At 68.0% G+C, this 15,072-nt stretch carries 12 protein-coding genes, 1 tRNA gene and 5 pseudogenes; 5 read left to right on the top strand and 13 right to left on the bottom strand.

The window, feature by feature from the left end:
- Positions 1 to 11: 11 nt before the first annotated feature.
- Both ADK36_RS30670 and ADK36_RS30665 read right to left on the bottom strand, forming a co-directional pair.
- Positions 12 to 1,328, bottom strand: a complete 1,317-nt coding sequence (locus tag ADK36_RS30670) for an MFS transporter (RefSeq protein WP_159391219.1) — start codon at positions 1,326 to 1,328, stop codon at positions 12 to 14.
- The gene (locus ADK36_RS30665; RefSeq protein WP_048585273.1) at positions 1,325 to 2,344 is read right to left on the bottom strand and encodes a D-alanine--D-alanine ligase family protein; all 1,020 of its coding nucleotides are present in this window, start codon (positions 2,342 to 2,344) and stop codon (positions 1,325 to 1,327) included. Before ADK36_RS30665 ends, ADK36_RS30670 begins: the two co-directional genes overlap by 4 nt.
- A 1,478-nt stretch (positions 2,345 to 3,822) precedes the next feature.
- Between ADK36_RS30665 and ADK36_RS30660 the strand changes: the two genes are divergently transcribed.
- A tRNA-Arg gene (locus tag ADK36_RS30660) sits at positions 3,823 to 3,895 on the top strand.
- Here the strand turns inward: ADK36_RS30660 and ADK36_RS30655 are convergent.
- Positions 3,857 to 4,375, bottom strand: a complete 519-nt coding sequence (locus ADK36_RS30655; RefSeq protein ID WP_234329934.1) for a tyrosine-type recombinase/integrase — start codon at positions 4,373 to 4,375, stop codon at positions 3,857 to 3,859. The two genes, ADK36_RS30660 and ADK36_RS30655, sit on opposite strands and share 39 nt — an antisense overlap.
- A gap of 204 nt (positions 4,376 to 4,579) precedes the next feature.
- On the opposite strand from ADK36_RS30655, the pseudogene ADK36_RS30650 reads away from it, so the two are divergent.
- Positions 4,580 to 4,977 (top strand): annotated as a pseudogene (locus ADK36_RS30650) (DDE-type integrase/transposase/recombinase); the annotation flags it as partial.
- A 168-nt stretch (positions 4,978 to 5,145) separates the two neighbouring features.
- Here ADK36_RS30650 and ADK36_RS30645 read toward each other — a convergent pair.
- From ADK36_RS30645 to ADK36_RS30625, 5 genes are all read right to left on the bottom strand, one after another.
- Positions 5,146 to 5,493: a YciI family protein gene (locus ADK36_RS30645; RefSeq protein WP_048585257.1), complete on the bottom strand. Its 348-nt coding sequence runs from the start codon at positions 5,491 to 5,493 to the stop codon at positions 5,146 to 5,148.
- Positions 5,494 to 5,561: 68 nt separating this feature from the next.
- Positions 5,562 to 6,470, bottom strand: coding sequence for a virginiamycin B lyase family protein (locus ADK36_RS30640; RefSeq protein WP_048585256.1), 909 nt, complete (start codon positions 6,468 to 6,470; stop codon positions 5,562 to 5,564).
- A complete protein-coding gene (locus ADK36_RS30635) occupies positions 6,467 to 7,123 on the bottom strand; it encodes a CatB-related O-acetyltransferase (RefSeq protein ID WP_053199717.1) in 657 nt (218 codons plus the stop codon). Before ADK36_RS30635 ends, ADK36_RS30640 begins: the two co-directional genes overlap by 4 nt.
- An 83-nt stretch (positions 7,124 to 7,206) precedes the next feature.
- Entirely contained in the window at positions 7,207 to 7,599 is a 393-nt protein-coding gene (locus ADK36_RS30630) for a VOC family protein (RefSeq protein WP_053199715.1), read from the bottom strand.
- Positions 7,600 to 7,692: 93 nt separating this feature from the next.
- A complete protein-coding gene (locus ADK36_RS30625; RefSeq protein ID WP_048585253.1) occupies positions 7,693 to 7,902 on the bottom strand; it encodes a hypothetical protein in 210 nt (69 codons plus the stop codon).
- A 106-nt stretch (positions 7,903 to 8,008) separates the two neighbouring features.
- Here ADK36_RS30625 and ADK36_RS30620 point away from each other — a divergent pair, with 106 nt between their 5' ends.
- Both ADK36_RS30620 and ADK36_RS46920 read left to right on the top strand, forming a co-directional pair.
- The gene (locus ADK36_RS30620; RefSeq protein WP_048585252.1) at positions 8,009 to 8,665 is read left to right on the top strand and encodes a TetR/AcrR family transcriptional regulator; all 657 of its coding nucleotides are present in this window, start codon (positions 8,009 to 8,011) and stop codon (positions 8,663 to 8,665) included.
- Between the two features lie 490 nt (positions 8,666 to 9,155).
- Positions 9,156 to 9,760: pseudogene (locus ADK36_RS46920) on the top strand (phosphorothioated DNA-binding restriction endonuclease); the annotation flags it as partial.
- A 270-nt stretch (positions 9,761 to 10,030) separates the two neighbouring features.
- Here ADK36_RS46920 and ADK36_RS30615 read toward each other — a convergent pair.
- Positions 10,031 to 12,262 (bottom strand): protein kinase domain-containing protein, encoded by a 2,232-nt coding sequence (locus ADK36_RS30615; RefSeq protein ID WP_053199713.1) that lies wholly within the window; start codon positions 12,260 to 12,262, stop codon positions 10,031 to 10,033.
- Positions 12,263 to 12,344: 82 nt separating this feature from the next.
- On the opposite strand from ADK36_RS30615, the gene ADK36_RS49660 reads away from it, so the two are divergent.
- On the top strand, positions 12,345 to 12,533 hold the full coding sequence (locus ADK36_RS49660; protein WP_199830282.1) for a hypothetical protein: 189 nt from the start codon (positions 12,345 to 12,347) through the stop codon (positions 12,531 to 12,533).
- Here ADK36_RS49660 and ADK36_RS46915 read toward each other — a convergent pair.
- The 4 genes and pseudogenes from ADK36_RS46915 to ADK36_RS46910 form a co-directional block, all read right to left on the bottom strand.
- A pseudogene (locus tag ADK36_RS46915) lies at positions 12,512 to 12,746 on the bottom strand (response regulator); the annotation flags it as partial. The gene ADK36_RS49660 and the pseudogene ADK36_RS46915 sit on opposite strands and share 22 nt — an antisense overlap.
- Before the next feature lie 153 nt (positions 12,747 to 12,899).
- Positions 12,900 to 13,985 (bottom strand): multiple monosaccharide ABC transporter substrate-binding protein, encoded by a 1,086-nt coding sequence (gene chvE, locus ADK36_RS30605; protein ID WP_048585292.1) that lies wholly within the window; start codon positions 13,983 to 13,985, stop codon positions 12,900 to 12,902.
- An 81-nt stretch (positions 13,986 to 14,066) separates the two neighbouring features.
- Positions 14,067 to 14,296, bottom strand: a pseudogene (locus ADK36_RS50585) (hypothetical protein); the annotation flags it as partial.
- Between the two features lie 467 nt (positions 14,297 to 14,763).
- Positions 14,764 to 14,957, bottom strand: a pseudogene (locus ADK36_RS46910) (tyrosine-type recombinase/integrase); the annotation flags it as partial.
- Between the last annotated feature and the right edge of the window lie 115 nt (positions 14,958 to 15,072).

The following is a 15,072-nucleotide window of genomic DNA, read 5'->3' as shown; positions in this document are numbered from 1 at the left end:
TCTAAGGGACTTCATGAAGGGACCACGCTCCGTTCCGGGGTCTCCGCCCGTTCCGGGGACTCCGCATGGGCGGTCTCGGCAAACCGCGGGAACACGTCCCCGTTCACGTCCCGGTTACGGTGCGCCGACAGGGCCGCGCCGGAGACCAGGAGCCCGGACACCAGGAAGAACCCCGCGAGCCCGATCCATCCCGTGGTTCCGTTGCCGAGGACCAGAGTGGCCAGCAGAGTCGGCGCCACGGCTCGCATCACGCCCGGTCCCAGGGCGAAGACGCTCTGGTAGGCGCCCTGGGCGTCGTCGGGTGCCAACTCGAACCCGAAGCAGAACTCGGCGGAGGTCTGCCACAGTTCGCCGGCGGTGTAGATCGCGGTCCACAGCAGGAGTACGCCGACGCAGAGCACCGGCCCCAGCGACTCGGTGGTCGCCATCGTCAGGCAGGCCAGGGCGAAGACGACACCGGTCACCCGTGCCATCCGTGCCGCCCGGGGGACGTCGGACGCGCGACGGCCGGCCCGGACCTGGAGGAGGACCACGAGGACCGTGTTCACGACCATGATCAGGGCGATGGACCACTTGGGCGCTTCCGTGTGGTCGGCCACCCAGAGCGGCAGCGCGAAGCTCAACACGCTCACATGCAGGGCGAGGAGCCCGTTCGCGGCGGTCACGGCGAGATAGCGGCGGTCGCGCAGCGGTCCCGAACGGCGGGCGGCGCCCGCGTCGGCGGGCTGCGGGACCCGGGCCTGGCGGGGCTCGACGCTCACGTTGGCCAGCATCGCCGCGGCGACGGCGAAGAGAACGGCGTTGCCCGCCACCACGAAGGTGTATGCCGCCGCCGTGTCCAGCAGCAGCGACACCCCCGCTATCAGGGTGCCCACGCCCAGACCCACGTTGGTGGCGGTCCTGAGCTGGGCCCTGGCCGTGATCCGGTTCTCCTTGTCGCTCATGGCGTGGATCAGAGAACCGACCGTGCCGGAGATCCCGCGATCCGCGATGCCGCTGGCGGTCGCCACCACGAGGAACCAGGAGAAACTCCGCACCTGCGTGAAAGCCGCCATCATGAGCGCCTGGGCCACCAGCAGCGAGATATAGACGCGCTTGGGCCCGAACCGGTCGGCGAGCCGCCCGAACACCATCATCAGAGCGAGGCCGACCCCCGTTCCCACAGTCAGCCCGAGAGCCGTCTGCTCGACGGTCAGGCCGACGGCTCTCGTGAAGAACAGCGTGCCGCTGGTGATGTACAGCCCGCTGCCGATGGTGTTGATGAGGTTGGCGACGGCGAACCGCCGCAAACCCCCCGGCGGCGGGAGGAGGTGGAGCCTGGAAATCACCGGACCGCCCATGGAGCGGGTTCGAAGGACTCGACGGCACTGACGAGCAGGCTCTCGATGAGTCGCGGGTATGCGATCCCCTCAAGTCCGCACGAAACCGGGAGGTTGCTCTGCTGCTGCAAGCCCGGGATCGTGTTGATTTCGAGCGGGTAGATCGTGCCGCTCTGGTCGATCATGTAGTCGACTCGTATGGCGCCCCGGCACGCCAGGAATTCATAGATGGCCCTCGTCGACTCGGACAGGTCCTTGAAGACGTGCGGCGCCAGATCGTCCGGGACGACGTACTCGGCGCTCGGCGCCCCGGGGCCGCCGAGCTTCGTCGACTCGTCGTAGTACTCGGACTCGGTGATGAATTCGAGAGGGGCGAGCACGACAGGGTCCGCACCCTCCGCCGATTCCATGACGCTCACCGTCACCGCTCGACCCTGGATGTACTCCTCAAGGAAGAGCCTCTTGAACCCTCGCCGACGCAGGACATCGATTTCCTTGGGCAGGTCCGCCGGGTCGTTGATCAGCGCCATGCCGACGCTGCTGCCGCCGTCCACCGCCTTGAGCATGGCGGGGAAGGGGAAACTCGCGGGTATCTCTGCGTTCCGGGAGCGAAGAAGGGGAACGCCACGGGGAACGGACAGGCCGAGGTAGGCGAATATCGCCTTGCTGGCTATCTTGTCCATCCCGATACTGCTGGCCAGGACCCCGGAAGAAGTGTAGGGGATGGACAGATAATCGAGGAGACCCTGAATCCTGCCATCCTCACCGTACGGCCCGTGCACATTGAGGAAAGCCACGTCGAACCGCCGGATACGCTCGATGAAATCATCTTGCGTGGGGTCCACATGCTCCGCATGCAAACCAAGGCTCGAAAGAGCATCCATAATCGCAACCAGCGACCACTTCTCGCGCGGTACGTTGCGTATGTACAGGCCGTCCTCCTCGGATACGGCACCGTACACCACCGCGATCTTCTTGTCCCGAAGTAAATCGGTCTGCGGCTTCTGAAGTTCTGTCGTTCCCACGGCAACCCCGTTTCTGTTTCGTTTGCATCGCGGAGTCCGCGGCGCTGCCCCCTCGGTCGAGGTAGCTGCCGCGGTCTCATGTTGATTTCGTCCGGCGAATTCGGCACGGTCCCGGAATTCGACACGACACCGAAGCGACTGCACGCATGGTGATTGAATGCGCGACAAAGAGATCGGCCGCGTGACACTAATTTCCCCCCGTGCACGTGTCACACCACTTCCCCACCCCGGGGAGCCGACCCACACAGAACGCTAAATTCAGCCACTCTCGCCAGTCAAGTTCCTTCCAGCGAGGAGCCTTCCGGGAGACCAAAAATGGCCATGGGTCGCCATCCATTCCCCACGCACCGCTTCATACTTTCTTTGCGCTGGCTTTGCGGGCGCCCCGGGCAGGGGTGATACCGTGCCCGCCCACGTTTCCAGCCTGTTAAATAACAACGCAAATCGGACCCGTTCGGCGACTTGAGCACCGCACACCGAAGCGCACGAAAGTGCCGTGGACCACACCCGCCCACGGGATCCCGTCGCAGACGATGGCTGATTGCAGCGCGGGTCGCGCTTGACGCTCCCCCACCCTCATGTCCCGAAGCCCGCCCCTCGTCGCCAACGCGGGGCCGAGCGTTCACAATTACGCCATCTTCCCCTGCCCCGGCGAGCGGGCACCGTCCGTGGAACCAACAGATCCTGACTTTGACGGCTTCGAGTACGACTGCGGCACCGGCGCCGACTACGACTCCAGATCCGGCCCCGGCCTCGACTCCGGCCCCGGCCCCGGCCTCGACTCCGGCTCCGGCTCCGGCTCCGGCTCCGGCTCCGGCTCCGAAGCTTCCGCTTCCGCCCTTGTCCGCGATCTACGTCCTCGCCCATCTGCTGCGCCGCGGCGATGTCGGCTCCTCGACAGCTAGCTGACGGCCTCCGGCCGCGCCTCCTCACCGGGCATGAGCCCGCCGCCCCACAGACCGAGCACCATGCGCTCGCTGTACATCACGTCCTTGGGCGTGCCGATGCCGCGCGAGGTGTAGATCAGCAGGCTCGGCGGGTCGATGTCGGCCGGGTGGGGTGCGCGGGGCCCCCAGCGATTCGCGCCTCGGCATCAGCCAGGCGCAGGCGGTCTGACCCGACACGCTTCGCCGCGAAAGGGCCGGCGGCGATCACTCCTCCACCTGAAACGACCTCGGCTCCGCGTCCGCGACGAAACGGACAAACCGAGCCACCGCCACCCGCAGACCGAGTCGAACACTAACCAGCCCTGCGCAGAAGGCTGCAGGTCAAGCCCTTCACCACGCCCCACCCCGGTACTCCACACCTTCGCCCCGCCCCGATCCGCTACGCTGTTCACGTCAGCGGTCAGGTCGCGCTGGATGTCCGCCCGGGAAACCGTCGCGAGCACCTGGTACACCACCACTGACCAGCGGGCTTGTGCGCCTTGGCTGAAGATCCACTCACTGGGTTTTCTCCAAGGTTTTTTACAAGCCCCTGCCTTCGTAGCTCAGGGGATAGAGCACCGCTCTCCTAAAGCGGGTGTCGCAGGTTCGAATCCTGCCGGGGGCACAACGCGTTAAGCTGCTGACCTGGGGTTTCTCTCCCAGGGAGGCGTTCTATTCGGCCTCGGACTCCTGGTCCGGGGCCGTTTGCGTGAGCGGTGCGTGAGCGGATGGGCGCCAGGCCCCGATACTTCTCCCGACGGATCAGCACCATCCGGCACGGACTCCGCCTGCGCCTCATCGGCCTCGTCCGGCTCGGGCTCCGCTTCGGGGGTGGTGTTCTCGGAGGTGGCGCGGGCGCGCGGTACGAGCCGGGCTGCGCCTCGGCGATCGCCAGGTCCGTTTCGGGGAGCAGGCTCGTGTACGTGTCGGCCGTGATGGTGATCGAGGAGCGGCCGAGCATCTCCTGGATGTCCTTCAGGTCGGCCCCGGCCGCGTGGGCGAGGGTCGCCGCACCGTGGCGCAGGTCGTGGAGCTGGACCCGCGGGAGGCCGATCTCCTCGTAGAGCTCGATGAACCGCCGTGTGACGTTGGCAGGGTGGAGCATCTCGCCGTTCTCCTGGGTGAATACGCGGCCGGTCTCCACCCCAGGCGCTCTCCCACTCCTTGCGGTCCTTGTCCTGCTGGGCTCGGTGCCGCTTGAGGGCCTGGACCGTTCGGAGTCGAGCGCGATGGTCCGCGCGCCGGCATCGGTCTTGGGGTCGTCCTCGTACACCTCCCAGCCGTCCACGACGAGTTGCTTGGCGACGGTGCCGGCCCGCCGGTCCACGATGACCGGGTCGGCGGAACTTCACCGCCGACGGACCGAACCGGCTGTGGCTCACGGACATCACCGAGCACCCCACCGGCGAAGGCAAGCTGTATCTGTGTGCCATCAAGGACGTGTACTCCGGCCGCATCGTGGGCTATTCCATCGACGCCCGGATGCAGTCCCGCCTCGCGGTGAGAGCCCTGGAGTCCGCTGTCGCCCGCCGCGGCCAGGTGGCCGGATGCGTGGTGCATTCGGACCGCGGCTCGCAGTTCCGATCACGGAAGGTTGCTGCCGTACTCACTCGGCACGGCCTGGTCGGCTCGATGGGCCGGGTCGGGGCCGCCGGCGACAACGCCGCAATGGAGAGCTTCTTCGCACTCTGCAGAAGAACCATCATGACCCCACCCGCAGCCTTCGCTGCATAACCCCGCTGTCACCCGTTCATGCAGCAGTCCCGCCGTTCTGGAAGTCGCAGCAGATCGCTGGGGCCACGTGCGCCCGTACAACGAGGTGAAGCTCGACCTGGGCTCTCGCCTTGAGGTCACCGGGCCGGTCCCCTGCCCGGTTCAGGCGGATTCGAGGATCGGGCGGATCTCGACGGTCTCCGGGGTGGGGAGGCTCTTGGCCAGTTCGACGGCTTCCTTGCGGTCGGCCACGTCGATGATGAACCAGCCGCCGAGGGTCTCCTCGCCGGCGTGCGCGGGCCCGTCGGTCACCGCTGATGTTCCGTCGGCCGTTCTGCGCACCGTCGCGGGAGCGATGTTCTCGGTCTCCAGAGCCTCGCCGCCGACCAGTTTCCCGGCCGCGGCGATGCTGCCGATCCAGGCTTCGTATTCCTTGCGGTAAGCAGCCCGGTCGGCCTGGATCCGGCGGCGTGACTCGTCCGTTTCGAAGATCACGAGTGCGTATTTCACGGGGTTCCTCTCCGGCCGCCTTACGGGCGGCCTCTGCTGATGTCGTGTGAGGGGGGACAGCAGCCTGGTCAGGTGGCGCTGTCCGCTGGGGCGATGGGAGCGATGCGGGCGAGCGCACCGATCTCCAGTGCGGTCCACACGGCGCCGTCGGGACCGGTTGCGATGCCGTGCGGTTCGGAGTGGGGGGTGGGCAGGTCGTGGACGCTGAGGGAGCCGTCGGAGGTGATCGCGCCGACGCGGTTGCCTCCCCATTCGGTGAACCATGCGGTGCCGTCACTGTCGACGGTGACGGCGTGCGGTCGCGCGGTGCGGTCGGGGAGCGGGAACTCGGTGATCTGCCCGTCGGAAGTGATCCGTCCGATCTGACCGGCGGCGATCTCGACGAACCACAGCGCGCCGTCGCGGCCTGCGGCGATCCCCACCGGCGCTGCCGCCTCCGTCGGCAGGGGATGGATGGTGACCGCACCGTCCATGCCGATCCGGCCGAGGGCGTTCGCCTGGTTGAGGGTGAACCACATCCCGTCATCGTCACCGGCGGTGATCGCCGAGGGGAACGCGCCCGTGACGGGGAGCGGGAACTCGGTGACGCGGCCGTCGGCGGTGATGCGGCCGATACGGTCCGCGGCGGTCTCGGTGAACCACAGCGCACCGTCGGGGCCCGCCGCGATACCGAACGGCCCGCAGCCGGCGGTGGGCACGCCGAACTCGTCGATGACGCCGTCGGTGGTGATCCGCCCGATCCGGTCCGCCCGGTACTCGGTGAACCACAGCGCACCGTCGGGGCCGGATGTGATGACGGTCGGCCCGCAGGTGGGGTCGAGCCGGTGGCTCGTCGGCTCCTCGCCGGGGACGAGCCGGCCGATCCGGCCACTGTGGACGAGGGTGAACCACAGCGCGCCGTCCGGTCCCGTCGTGAGGGCGTAGGGTCCGGCCGCGCTGTCGGCCACCGCGTGCTCTTCGATGGATACCTGGGTCACAGAGATTTCCCCAATCCGTGCTCGGTGGCGATGCGGGCGATGTCGTCCGGGGTTCCGGACATGATGGTGCGGGCGTGTTCGGTGACGAGGCCGGCGGGCCAGTCCCACCAGGCGGCACGCAGCAGTTGCTCGACGTCGGCGTCGCTGAACCGTTGCCGGATCGGTCTGGCCGGGTTGCCGCCGACGATCGTGTAGGGCGGAACGTCGGCGGTGACCACGGCGCCGGCCGCGATGATCGCGCCGTCGCCGATGCGTACGCCGGGCATGACGGTCACCTGATGACCGAACCAGACATCATTGCCGATCACCGTGTCACCGCGGCTGGGCATGGACGTGACGATATCCAGGGTCTCCTCGGCCCAGCGGCCGCCGAACATGGTGAACGGGAACGTGGACACCCCCATCGTCGGATGCTCCGCACCCGCCATCAGGAACCTGGTTCCCGTGGCGATCGCGCAGTACCTGCCGATGACCAGACGCTCGGGGCCGTACGCGTACAGGACGTTGAGGTGCTCGAACCCCGTCGCGCCGGCCGGGTCGTCGTAGTAGGTGTACTCGCCCACGACGATCTTCGGCGAAGTGACGAGTGGTTTGAGGAACACCACCCGGTCATGCGCCGGCAGTGGGTGAACGGTGGTGGGGTCAGGCGACAACGTACGGTCCTTCGGATCTGTGGCCCGTGGCCTTCGGGATGGGGTCGTCCGCGGCTTCGCGCGGAGCGGTCGGCGCGGAGCGGTCAGGCAGGGTCGGAAGGGGTGACCCACTCGACGAACTGGATGACAACTCCGTTCGGGTCCTTGATCTGGAACAGCCGCTCGCCCCAAGGCTCTTCACGCAGCGGCATGGTGATGTCGACACCCTCGGCGCGCAGCCGCTTCTCCTCGTCCTCGATGCCGGTGGTGGTGAAGGCGACGATCAGGCCGGAGGCGTGCTGGTCGCGCTGGTCGGCCGGCAGCACTTCGGTGCCACGTGCGAGCAGGACTATGTCCACCGCGGCATCGTCACGCGTCAGGGAGGCAAACCCATCGGCGGCGGCCTGCTCGACATAGCCGAGGTGGCTGGTGAAGAACCGCTGGGACGCGGCGACATCGTCGACGGTGAGCGAGACGGTGGACGCGGTGATCTGCAAGACGGTTCTCCTCATGGATTTTTCGCGGAGCCTGTCGCCTGTGGCCGCTGGTGGGCGAGGCGGTCGGACGTGATCGTCGGTGGGGGGTGCGGGTCAGTAGCCGCCGCGTCGCGGCAGGCTGCGAACGGATGGGGTGATACGCCGAGCGCGGGCCGCGGCCGTCCGGGCGAGTTGCTGCCTGTCGGGGCGACGCGGCGCGGGGACCGCCGCGGGGGTCAGCACGGGGCCGCTGCCGGTACGCCCGGCGAGGACCTCACCGAGGTCGGCGGTGAGGGCGAGGGACGCACAGCTGAGTACGGGCATGGAATCTCCTCTTCGATCCACCGCCGCAAATTTACGACGAGAGTAAAATTAGCCCGAGACGCGCGAGGGTGTCAACATAAAAATGCTACCGGGGTAAGATTGCCTCATGGCTACCGACGACACCACATCGCCCGCGCCCCCCACCGGCCTGCGGGAAACCAAGAAGCAGGAGACCCGTCAGCTCATCTCCGACCACGCCACCCGCCTGTTCCTCGCCCAGGGCTTCGAGCGGACCACCATCGCCGAGATCGCCGCCGCCGCACGGGTCGCCAAGAAGACGGTGACCAACTACTTCCCACGCAAGGAGGATCTGGCCCTGGACCACCAGGACGCGTTCATCGCGGCCCTGGCACACACAGTGACCGCTCGACGGCCCGGCGAGTCCGCCCTGGCCGCGCTGCGCCGCGCCTTCGCCGACGCCGCCGCGGCCGCGGATCCGGTCTCCGGGTTCTCAGGCCCCGCCTTCGCCCGCATGATCGCCGACAGTCCCGCCCTCTCAACCTGCCTGCGTGGCCTGCATGACCAGCGCGAACGTGCCCTGGCCCACGCTCTCGCCGCAGCCGTCGGCGCACCGCCGAACGACATCTCCGTCCAGACGGCCGCCGGACTGCTCGGCGCCGTCCACCGCATCCTGTTCCAGCGCATCCAGGACCTCACCCTGGCCGAACACTCCAACGACGAGATCGCCGAAACCATCGCCACGGAGGCGGCCGACGCCTTCGACATGCTGGAACCAGCTCTCGCCCACTACGCCATCGCCTGAACAAGGAGTCGGTCGGACGGGCCCGGTGGCTGCGTTCGGCGGGACGTTCCCACTGCGCGCGCGGCTTCACATGCCGGGCCACCGTGCTGGCGCCCGGCGCCCTGGAAGGCTGACCGTCATCGGACTCCTCGTCCGGGGCCGTTTGTGTGAGCAGCTCCAGTCCAGGCCACTTCGCGGGCGCCACCCGCCTGCCCTACCACCGCATCGCCCCCTACAGCGTCACTGCCGCCTGTCTGTGGGCCACAGCCGAAGTTGGCGTCGGCTACGCCGCCGCGACGTCGCTTCAGCGGATCCTCACTCTGGGCGGCCCTGCCACAGCCGTCGTCGTCCTGGTAGCCCTCGGAGTCGCACTCCTACGGCGACGCGCACTGCGCCGTACACGACACGCTGCGAACGCCCGGCCCGGTGGCTCTGGCTGCCACGCCCGTTCTTCCGAGCTGGTGTGACCAGCCGTCACCGGTCCCGGGACGGCCGTCTACGCTCGGCGGCCATGGACTGGCTGGAGCGACCGCGAAGCTGAGGCAGTGGACCCGGAGCGGAACCCGCGCTCCGCACAAGCCACTGCTGTTCCTGTACGCCCTCGGCCGGTTCCAGGAAGATACGGAGGGCGGCCTGCGTTACAGCGCGGTCGAGCTGGATCTGCAGCGGCTGCTGACCGAGTACGGCCCGCCGAACAAGACGACGCCCGCCTACCCCTTCCACCACCTGGTCAGCGACGGCGTATGGGAAGTGCGCACCGATCGCGGTCCCGGCAGCCCTGGAAGTGGGGTACGGGATCTCAGAGAGACGGGCGCCACCGGACAGCTCACGCCGGACCTGAGAGCAGCTCTGCGACGCGAGCCGCAACTGCTCGGCAGGCTCGCCCGGTTACTGCTCGACCTGCACTTCCCACCCTCACTCCATGCCGAATTGTGCGAAGCCGTCGGCCTGGATCTGGAGCCGGCGGAGACCGAGCAGCTCTCGACGGCACGCAGGCAGCGGGACCGGCGCATGCGGGAACTGGTGCTGACCGCCTACGAGTACCGGTGCGCCTTTTGCGGTTACGACGGCAGGATCGGCGCGGTGCCGGTTGGACTGGAGGCCGCCCGATTCAGGAGAAGGCCGAACGGGCCGTTTCTCCGCGATGAGACGATGGCGCGGCCCATTCGGCGATGGCTCCCCGGCGCGGATCAGTTTCGATGTGTGTCTCGGGGCATTCGGCCTGCTGTCAGCAGTCGCGCTGACGCCAAGGAGGAGTGCGGCCCGCCAATCGGGAGGCATCCCGCTGGCTGGACTGTCAGGCCGCCGAGCCCTCGATGAGTCCGTCCAGGACTCCTTGGCGAGGGCGCACCATCAGGTGCGCCCTCGCCTCTGTGCCCGTCTGCGTCAGGATTCCGATGCCGCGGTGGCCGACGTCCGGTCCGGATGGCTCGGGTCGAGGGTGAAGAGCGTGCCATCCAGGGTCACGACGATCAACGCGCCTTGGTTGAGAAGGACTTGGGGGAAGGGGTCGCCCGCCGTTGACGGGTCGGTGCGGCTCGCGGACTCCCACAAGTTGTCGCCCGTGCGTTCGTCGATTGCTACGACTCGGCCGCTCGTGCTGGCCAGGTAGACCGTGTGGCCACCCTTGTCGAGCACCGGCCTCCCCGCGTTTTCCAAGGTCGTCTGAGTCCGCCATAGCTGCATGCCGGTCTGCAATGACACGGCCGTCACCTCGCCGTTGGAGCGCACGAAGTAGAGCCGACCGTCCAGCAGCGTCGGCCATCCGCGCACTTCCTCCGCGATGTTCGTCGCACTACGGGAGCCGGTTTCGGGGTCGACCAGTACGACACGGGTGTAGATCTGGTCCTCGAAGTCGCTGCCGGTCCCGTCTCCGTGTCTTTGCACGAAGACCAGCCTGCCGTCGTACGTTCCGTCCACTCCGTCCCAGGCACTGTCGAACTGAGTCTCCGAGCGGTGCGCACTGCCGTCGGTCAGATCAAGGGTCAGGACGGATACTCTGCCACTGAGGTCCTCCAGCTCCTGACAGAGCAGGTACACGCCCCGGTCGCTGTCCGTGAAGCGGCACACGTTCCTTTCGGGCAGGGGCCTTGTCCACCGCACTGCACCGCTGCGCGCCGACCGGGCCGTCACCACGCGCCCGTCCGTACTCGCGGTCAGGACCAGGTCGCCGGAGAGGATGCCCCCGCCGTAGCCGGCGCCCAGAGGTTGGCTCCAGCGGCGTCCGCCACTGTCGGGATCCAGTGCCAGGAGGGTGTGCTTCTCGTCCCCGCTCTCCCCACCGAGCGTCTCCACCACGAGCACCAAGCCGTCCCGTACCCCGAGAACCTTCGTCCGGTACAGCGCGTACCTAGCGACCGTTCGCGTGGAGGTGGCGCGCCATGCAAGCGCGCCGGTCGCCGCGTCGACGCGCATCGGGAGCACACCCGTTCCCCCGCAGTAGACGGCGCCGTCGCTCAGCACGCAGTACGTTTCTTCCCCACCGTCCACGGTCGTGACCGTCTGGTCGGGGCCGACCGCGGCGGGCGCGTTCACCGTCGTCAGCCAGGGCCGCCAGCCGCTGGGCGGCGGCCCCCAGCGAGGGCTGGCGGACGGCGACGCGGGCTTCAGGTGTCCCGCACCGGTTCCGTTCTTCGCCCAGTCCGCGTCCCGCTCGCCAAGCACGAGATACGCCGTGAGTCCGAGGGCGCCCAAGGCGACAGCCCCGATGGTGACAGCCAGGCTCACGCGTGAGCGCAAGCGCCCGCCGCCGCTCGCGTGCGGCATCTCCGACGCGGCAGGTCCGGTGGCGCGCGATGCGACTACCGACTCCCCCGCAGACAGCGCCTGGAACTCCCTTGCCAGTTCGCCGAGTTCCGGCCGTTCTCCCTGCTCCTTCGCCAGGCAGCGCGCAACGATCCCCCGCAGCGGCTCTGCCACCCCCGCCAGGTCGGGCTCCTCATTCATCACCCGGTACGCCGCCATGTACGGGCTCTCAGCGTCGAACGGCCCCCTCCCCGTCGCCGCGTACACCAGCAATGCCCCCAGCGAGAAGACGTCCGAGGCCGGTACCACCGACCGGGAGTCCCTGAGTTGCTCCGGGGACATGAACGGCGGGGTGCCGATCATGTGCCCGGTCTGGGTCAGCGTCAGGTTCTCCGCCGTACGCGAGATCCCGAAGTCGATGACTCGAGGACCGTCCTGGGCGATCAGGACGTTCGCCGGCTTCAGGTCCCGGTGGACGACCCCGGCCCGGTGAATGTCTCGCAACGCCTCCACAAGCCCCAGCGCCAGCCGCCGCAGTTCGGCAGCGCCCAGCGGTCCGTCCTTGCGGACGCGGTCGGCCAGGGACGGGCCCGGCACATACTGGGTGGCCATCCACGGCCGTACGGCCGCCGGGTCCGCGTCCACAACTGGCGCGGTGAACACCCCGCTCACCTTGCGGACCGCATCGATCTCCTGCCGGAAGCGAGTGCGGAAGACCTCGTCATGGGCGTACTGTCCGTGCACCACCTTGACGGCGACGTCACGCCCGGAACGCGACCGGCCCAGATACACGACACCCATACCGCCGGACCCGAGCCGGTCGACCAGCACGTATTCACCGACTGACCGCGGGTCATCCTCACTCAGCGGCACGTGCCCGAATCCTTCCCCCGCCCGGCGATTCGGGCCACAGGATAGACGGACCTCAACAGCCTCAACGGCAAGTCGGTGAAAGGTGAACTCGCACCGCACGGTCTCCCCCTGGTCCCGCTACCGCTACCGCTACCGCAACCGTCAGCGAGTGGCCTACGACAGCTCGGGCGACGGGAACGACGCGGCCCACCACAAGCCGCACACGCGCAAGGGGCCAGGAGTGGTGCGGGATCAAGGGCAGCGAACGGTTCCCGCGCACAGGGCGGCGTAGGCGTACTCGTCCAAGTCGAAGGTGGTGAGGATGAGGACGCGGACGGCGGGTCGCCTCGTTGCCGTCCGGTTTCGGCATGCGATCGTCCATCGGCACGACGTCCGGCCGTTCATGGCGGGCGAGTTCCACGGCCTCTGCTCCCTCCGCGGCCTCACCCGCGGCGGTCATGCCGGGCGTGTGGTCGACAAAGAAGCGGACGCTGCCACGCACCATCACCCGGTCGTCGTACGAGCGGACTGAGGCATCATCCGCGACTACCTCAAGCCGGCCTTCGGCACGCTGAAAGCCGGCAACTCACGGCTGGGAGGGGGGTGTCAGTGTCACGACGAGCGTCGTGCACGCGTTGTCGTGAAGGGGGCCGTGCCGCTACTTGAGCTCGCCGGCGGTGAAGTAGCCGTCCTCGACAAGGGTTTCGTAGTTGGTCTTGTCGACGCCCGCGGGCTGCAGCAGGACGGCGGGCACGGCCTTGACTCCGTTGTTGTAACCCACGGCGTCGTCCACCCACGGCACTCTGTCCTTGAGCAGGTCGTCGACCATGGTCGCGGCGGCCTCGGCGAGCAGACGGACGTCCTTGTAGACGGTCTGCGACTGCTCACCCGCGATGATCGACTTCACCGACTCCAGTTCGGCGTCCTGACCGGTGATGACCGGGAGGGGCTCGACGCCGGAGCCGTAGCCGCCCGACTTCAGCGCGGACAGGACGCCCCTCGAGATGCCGTCGTACGGCGACAGGACCGCGTCGACCCGCTCACTGCGGTACCACTTGGTGAGGATGTCGCTCATGCGCCTTTGCGCGGTGGGCCCGTCCCAGCGAGGTGTGGTGATCTGGTTGAGCTTGGTCTCGCCGGACCGGACGACCAACTGCCTGCTGTCCAGAAACGACTGCAGGTGCGTCATCGAGCCGTCGAAGAAGTACTTGGTGTTGTTGTCGTCGGGGGAACCGGCGAACAACTCGATGTTGAACGGGCCTTTGCCGTCGTCGAGGCCGAGCTTGTCGATGATGTAGCGGGCCTGGATCATGCCGACCATCTCGTTGTCGAAGGAAACGTAGTAGTCGACGTTCTTGGTGCCGAGGATGAGCCGATCGTAGGAGACCACCGGAATGTCCGCGTCGGCGGCCTGTTGAAGCACGTCGTTCAGCGACCTGTTGTCGATGGCCGCGATGATCAGGGCGTCGACGCCCTGCTGGATCAGTTTCTCGATCTGTGAGACCTGGGCTTTCGGGTCGTCGTCGCCGTAGACCAGCTTGGTCTTGTACCCCATGGCCTTGAGGCCCTCGACGACGCTCCTGCCGTCGGTGAGCCAGCGCTCGGAGGACCGGGTCGGCATGGCGACACCGACGGTACCGCCCTCGGAGCTGCCCCCTGAGCCGCCCGCGCCGCCCTTACTGCAGGCGGACAGAGTGAGGCCGAGGGAGGCGACTCCGGCGAGGACGGTTCTTCGATTGAACATGGTGATTCGTTCCTTGTCCTTCTCGTCGTTGAGGGGATGACGGCGTATCAGCCGTCGAGGGGAAGCGGTGGAGCGGCAGTCGGCAGGCAGGTCGAGAGCGAGTGGGACACGCCGCACCCGTTCCCGGGCGGTGTCGAGGGTCAGGTCCCGCAGATGGGAGGCCGCACAGGCAGGCCCCCGGGCGCCCTGGACAGACCGAACCTCGGACAGCGCCGTGCGCCGTGACGGATCAGTTCGGCGCCCTCGTGGATCCACGCATAGCCGCCGAGGTCGTCAGGGTCGGGGCGGCCCGACACAGGGTTCGAATCGGTGCCGCGTTCCGACCACATGCGTGCTGATTCCGGCAACGCACAGGGCATTCGCCTTTCAACGTTCGAAATATAGTCACATGTTCGAAATATTGGCGCGACGTTAAAGGTATGCGCGCGGGGTGTCAACAGTGCGAACTGGAACGGTTACAGAAGGTGCGGCTACGCGGCCCCGCGAGCGACACGGCGGTCCGTGCAGCAGAACCGCCCGCCGCGATCGTGCACTGAGAGTCGGTGCGGACAGCGGGGGACATCCCGCGCCCGGCATCCCGTCGAGACGGCTGGCGGGCCGGGGGCATCACGCATTACGTCGCCGAGCTGGGATTCCGCCCCAGGGAGGCGTTCCACTCGGCCCCGGGCTCCTCGTCCGGGGCCGTTTGCGTGCGCCGGGCCACGCTGCCCCCCCCTGGCCCCGGACCGATCATGGTCCGGGGCCTTTGACATCTACTCCTGACATCAACGGGGGCCGGTCACTCGCAACCGAGCCGCCGCTTTCGCAGTAGCCGGTCCATGCGGCTCATGGCTTCGCGGTGCTGATCTGGCTGTGCCCGAGGATCTCCATCACGACGCGGGGTGCCACTCCGGCCGCCCTGAGCGGGGTGGCCGTTCCGTGGCGGGCGTCGTGGAGGCGGATGACGTGGAGGCCGGCCACCTCGGCGACGCGAAGGATCGGTAGATGCGGCGAAGGGGCGCGATGCGGAGGGGTTTTCGACTAGTCGTGTCTGGTACCCCTGTCCGCCCTCTCCATCAGCAGACAGCGCCGCGGCGCAGCCCTTCCC

It is taken from the genome of Streptomyces viridochromogenes, assembly GCF_001270495.1.
Classification (GTDB): domain Bacteria; phylum Actinomycetota; class Actinomycetes; order Streptomycetales; family Streptomycetaceae; genus Streptomyces; species Streptomyces viridochromogenes_A.
Note: the sequence above shows the minus strand (reverse complement) of the source record. Positions and strands in the feature narration are given on the sequence as shown.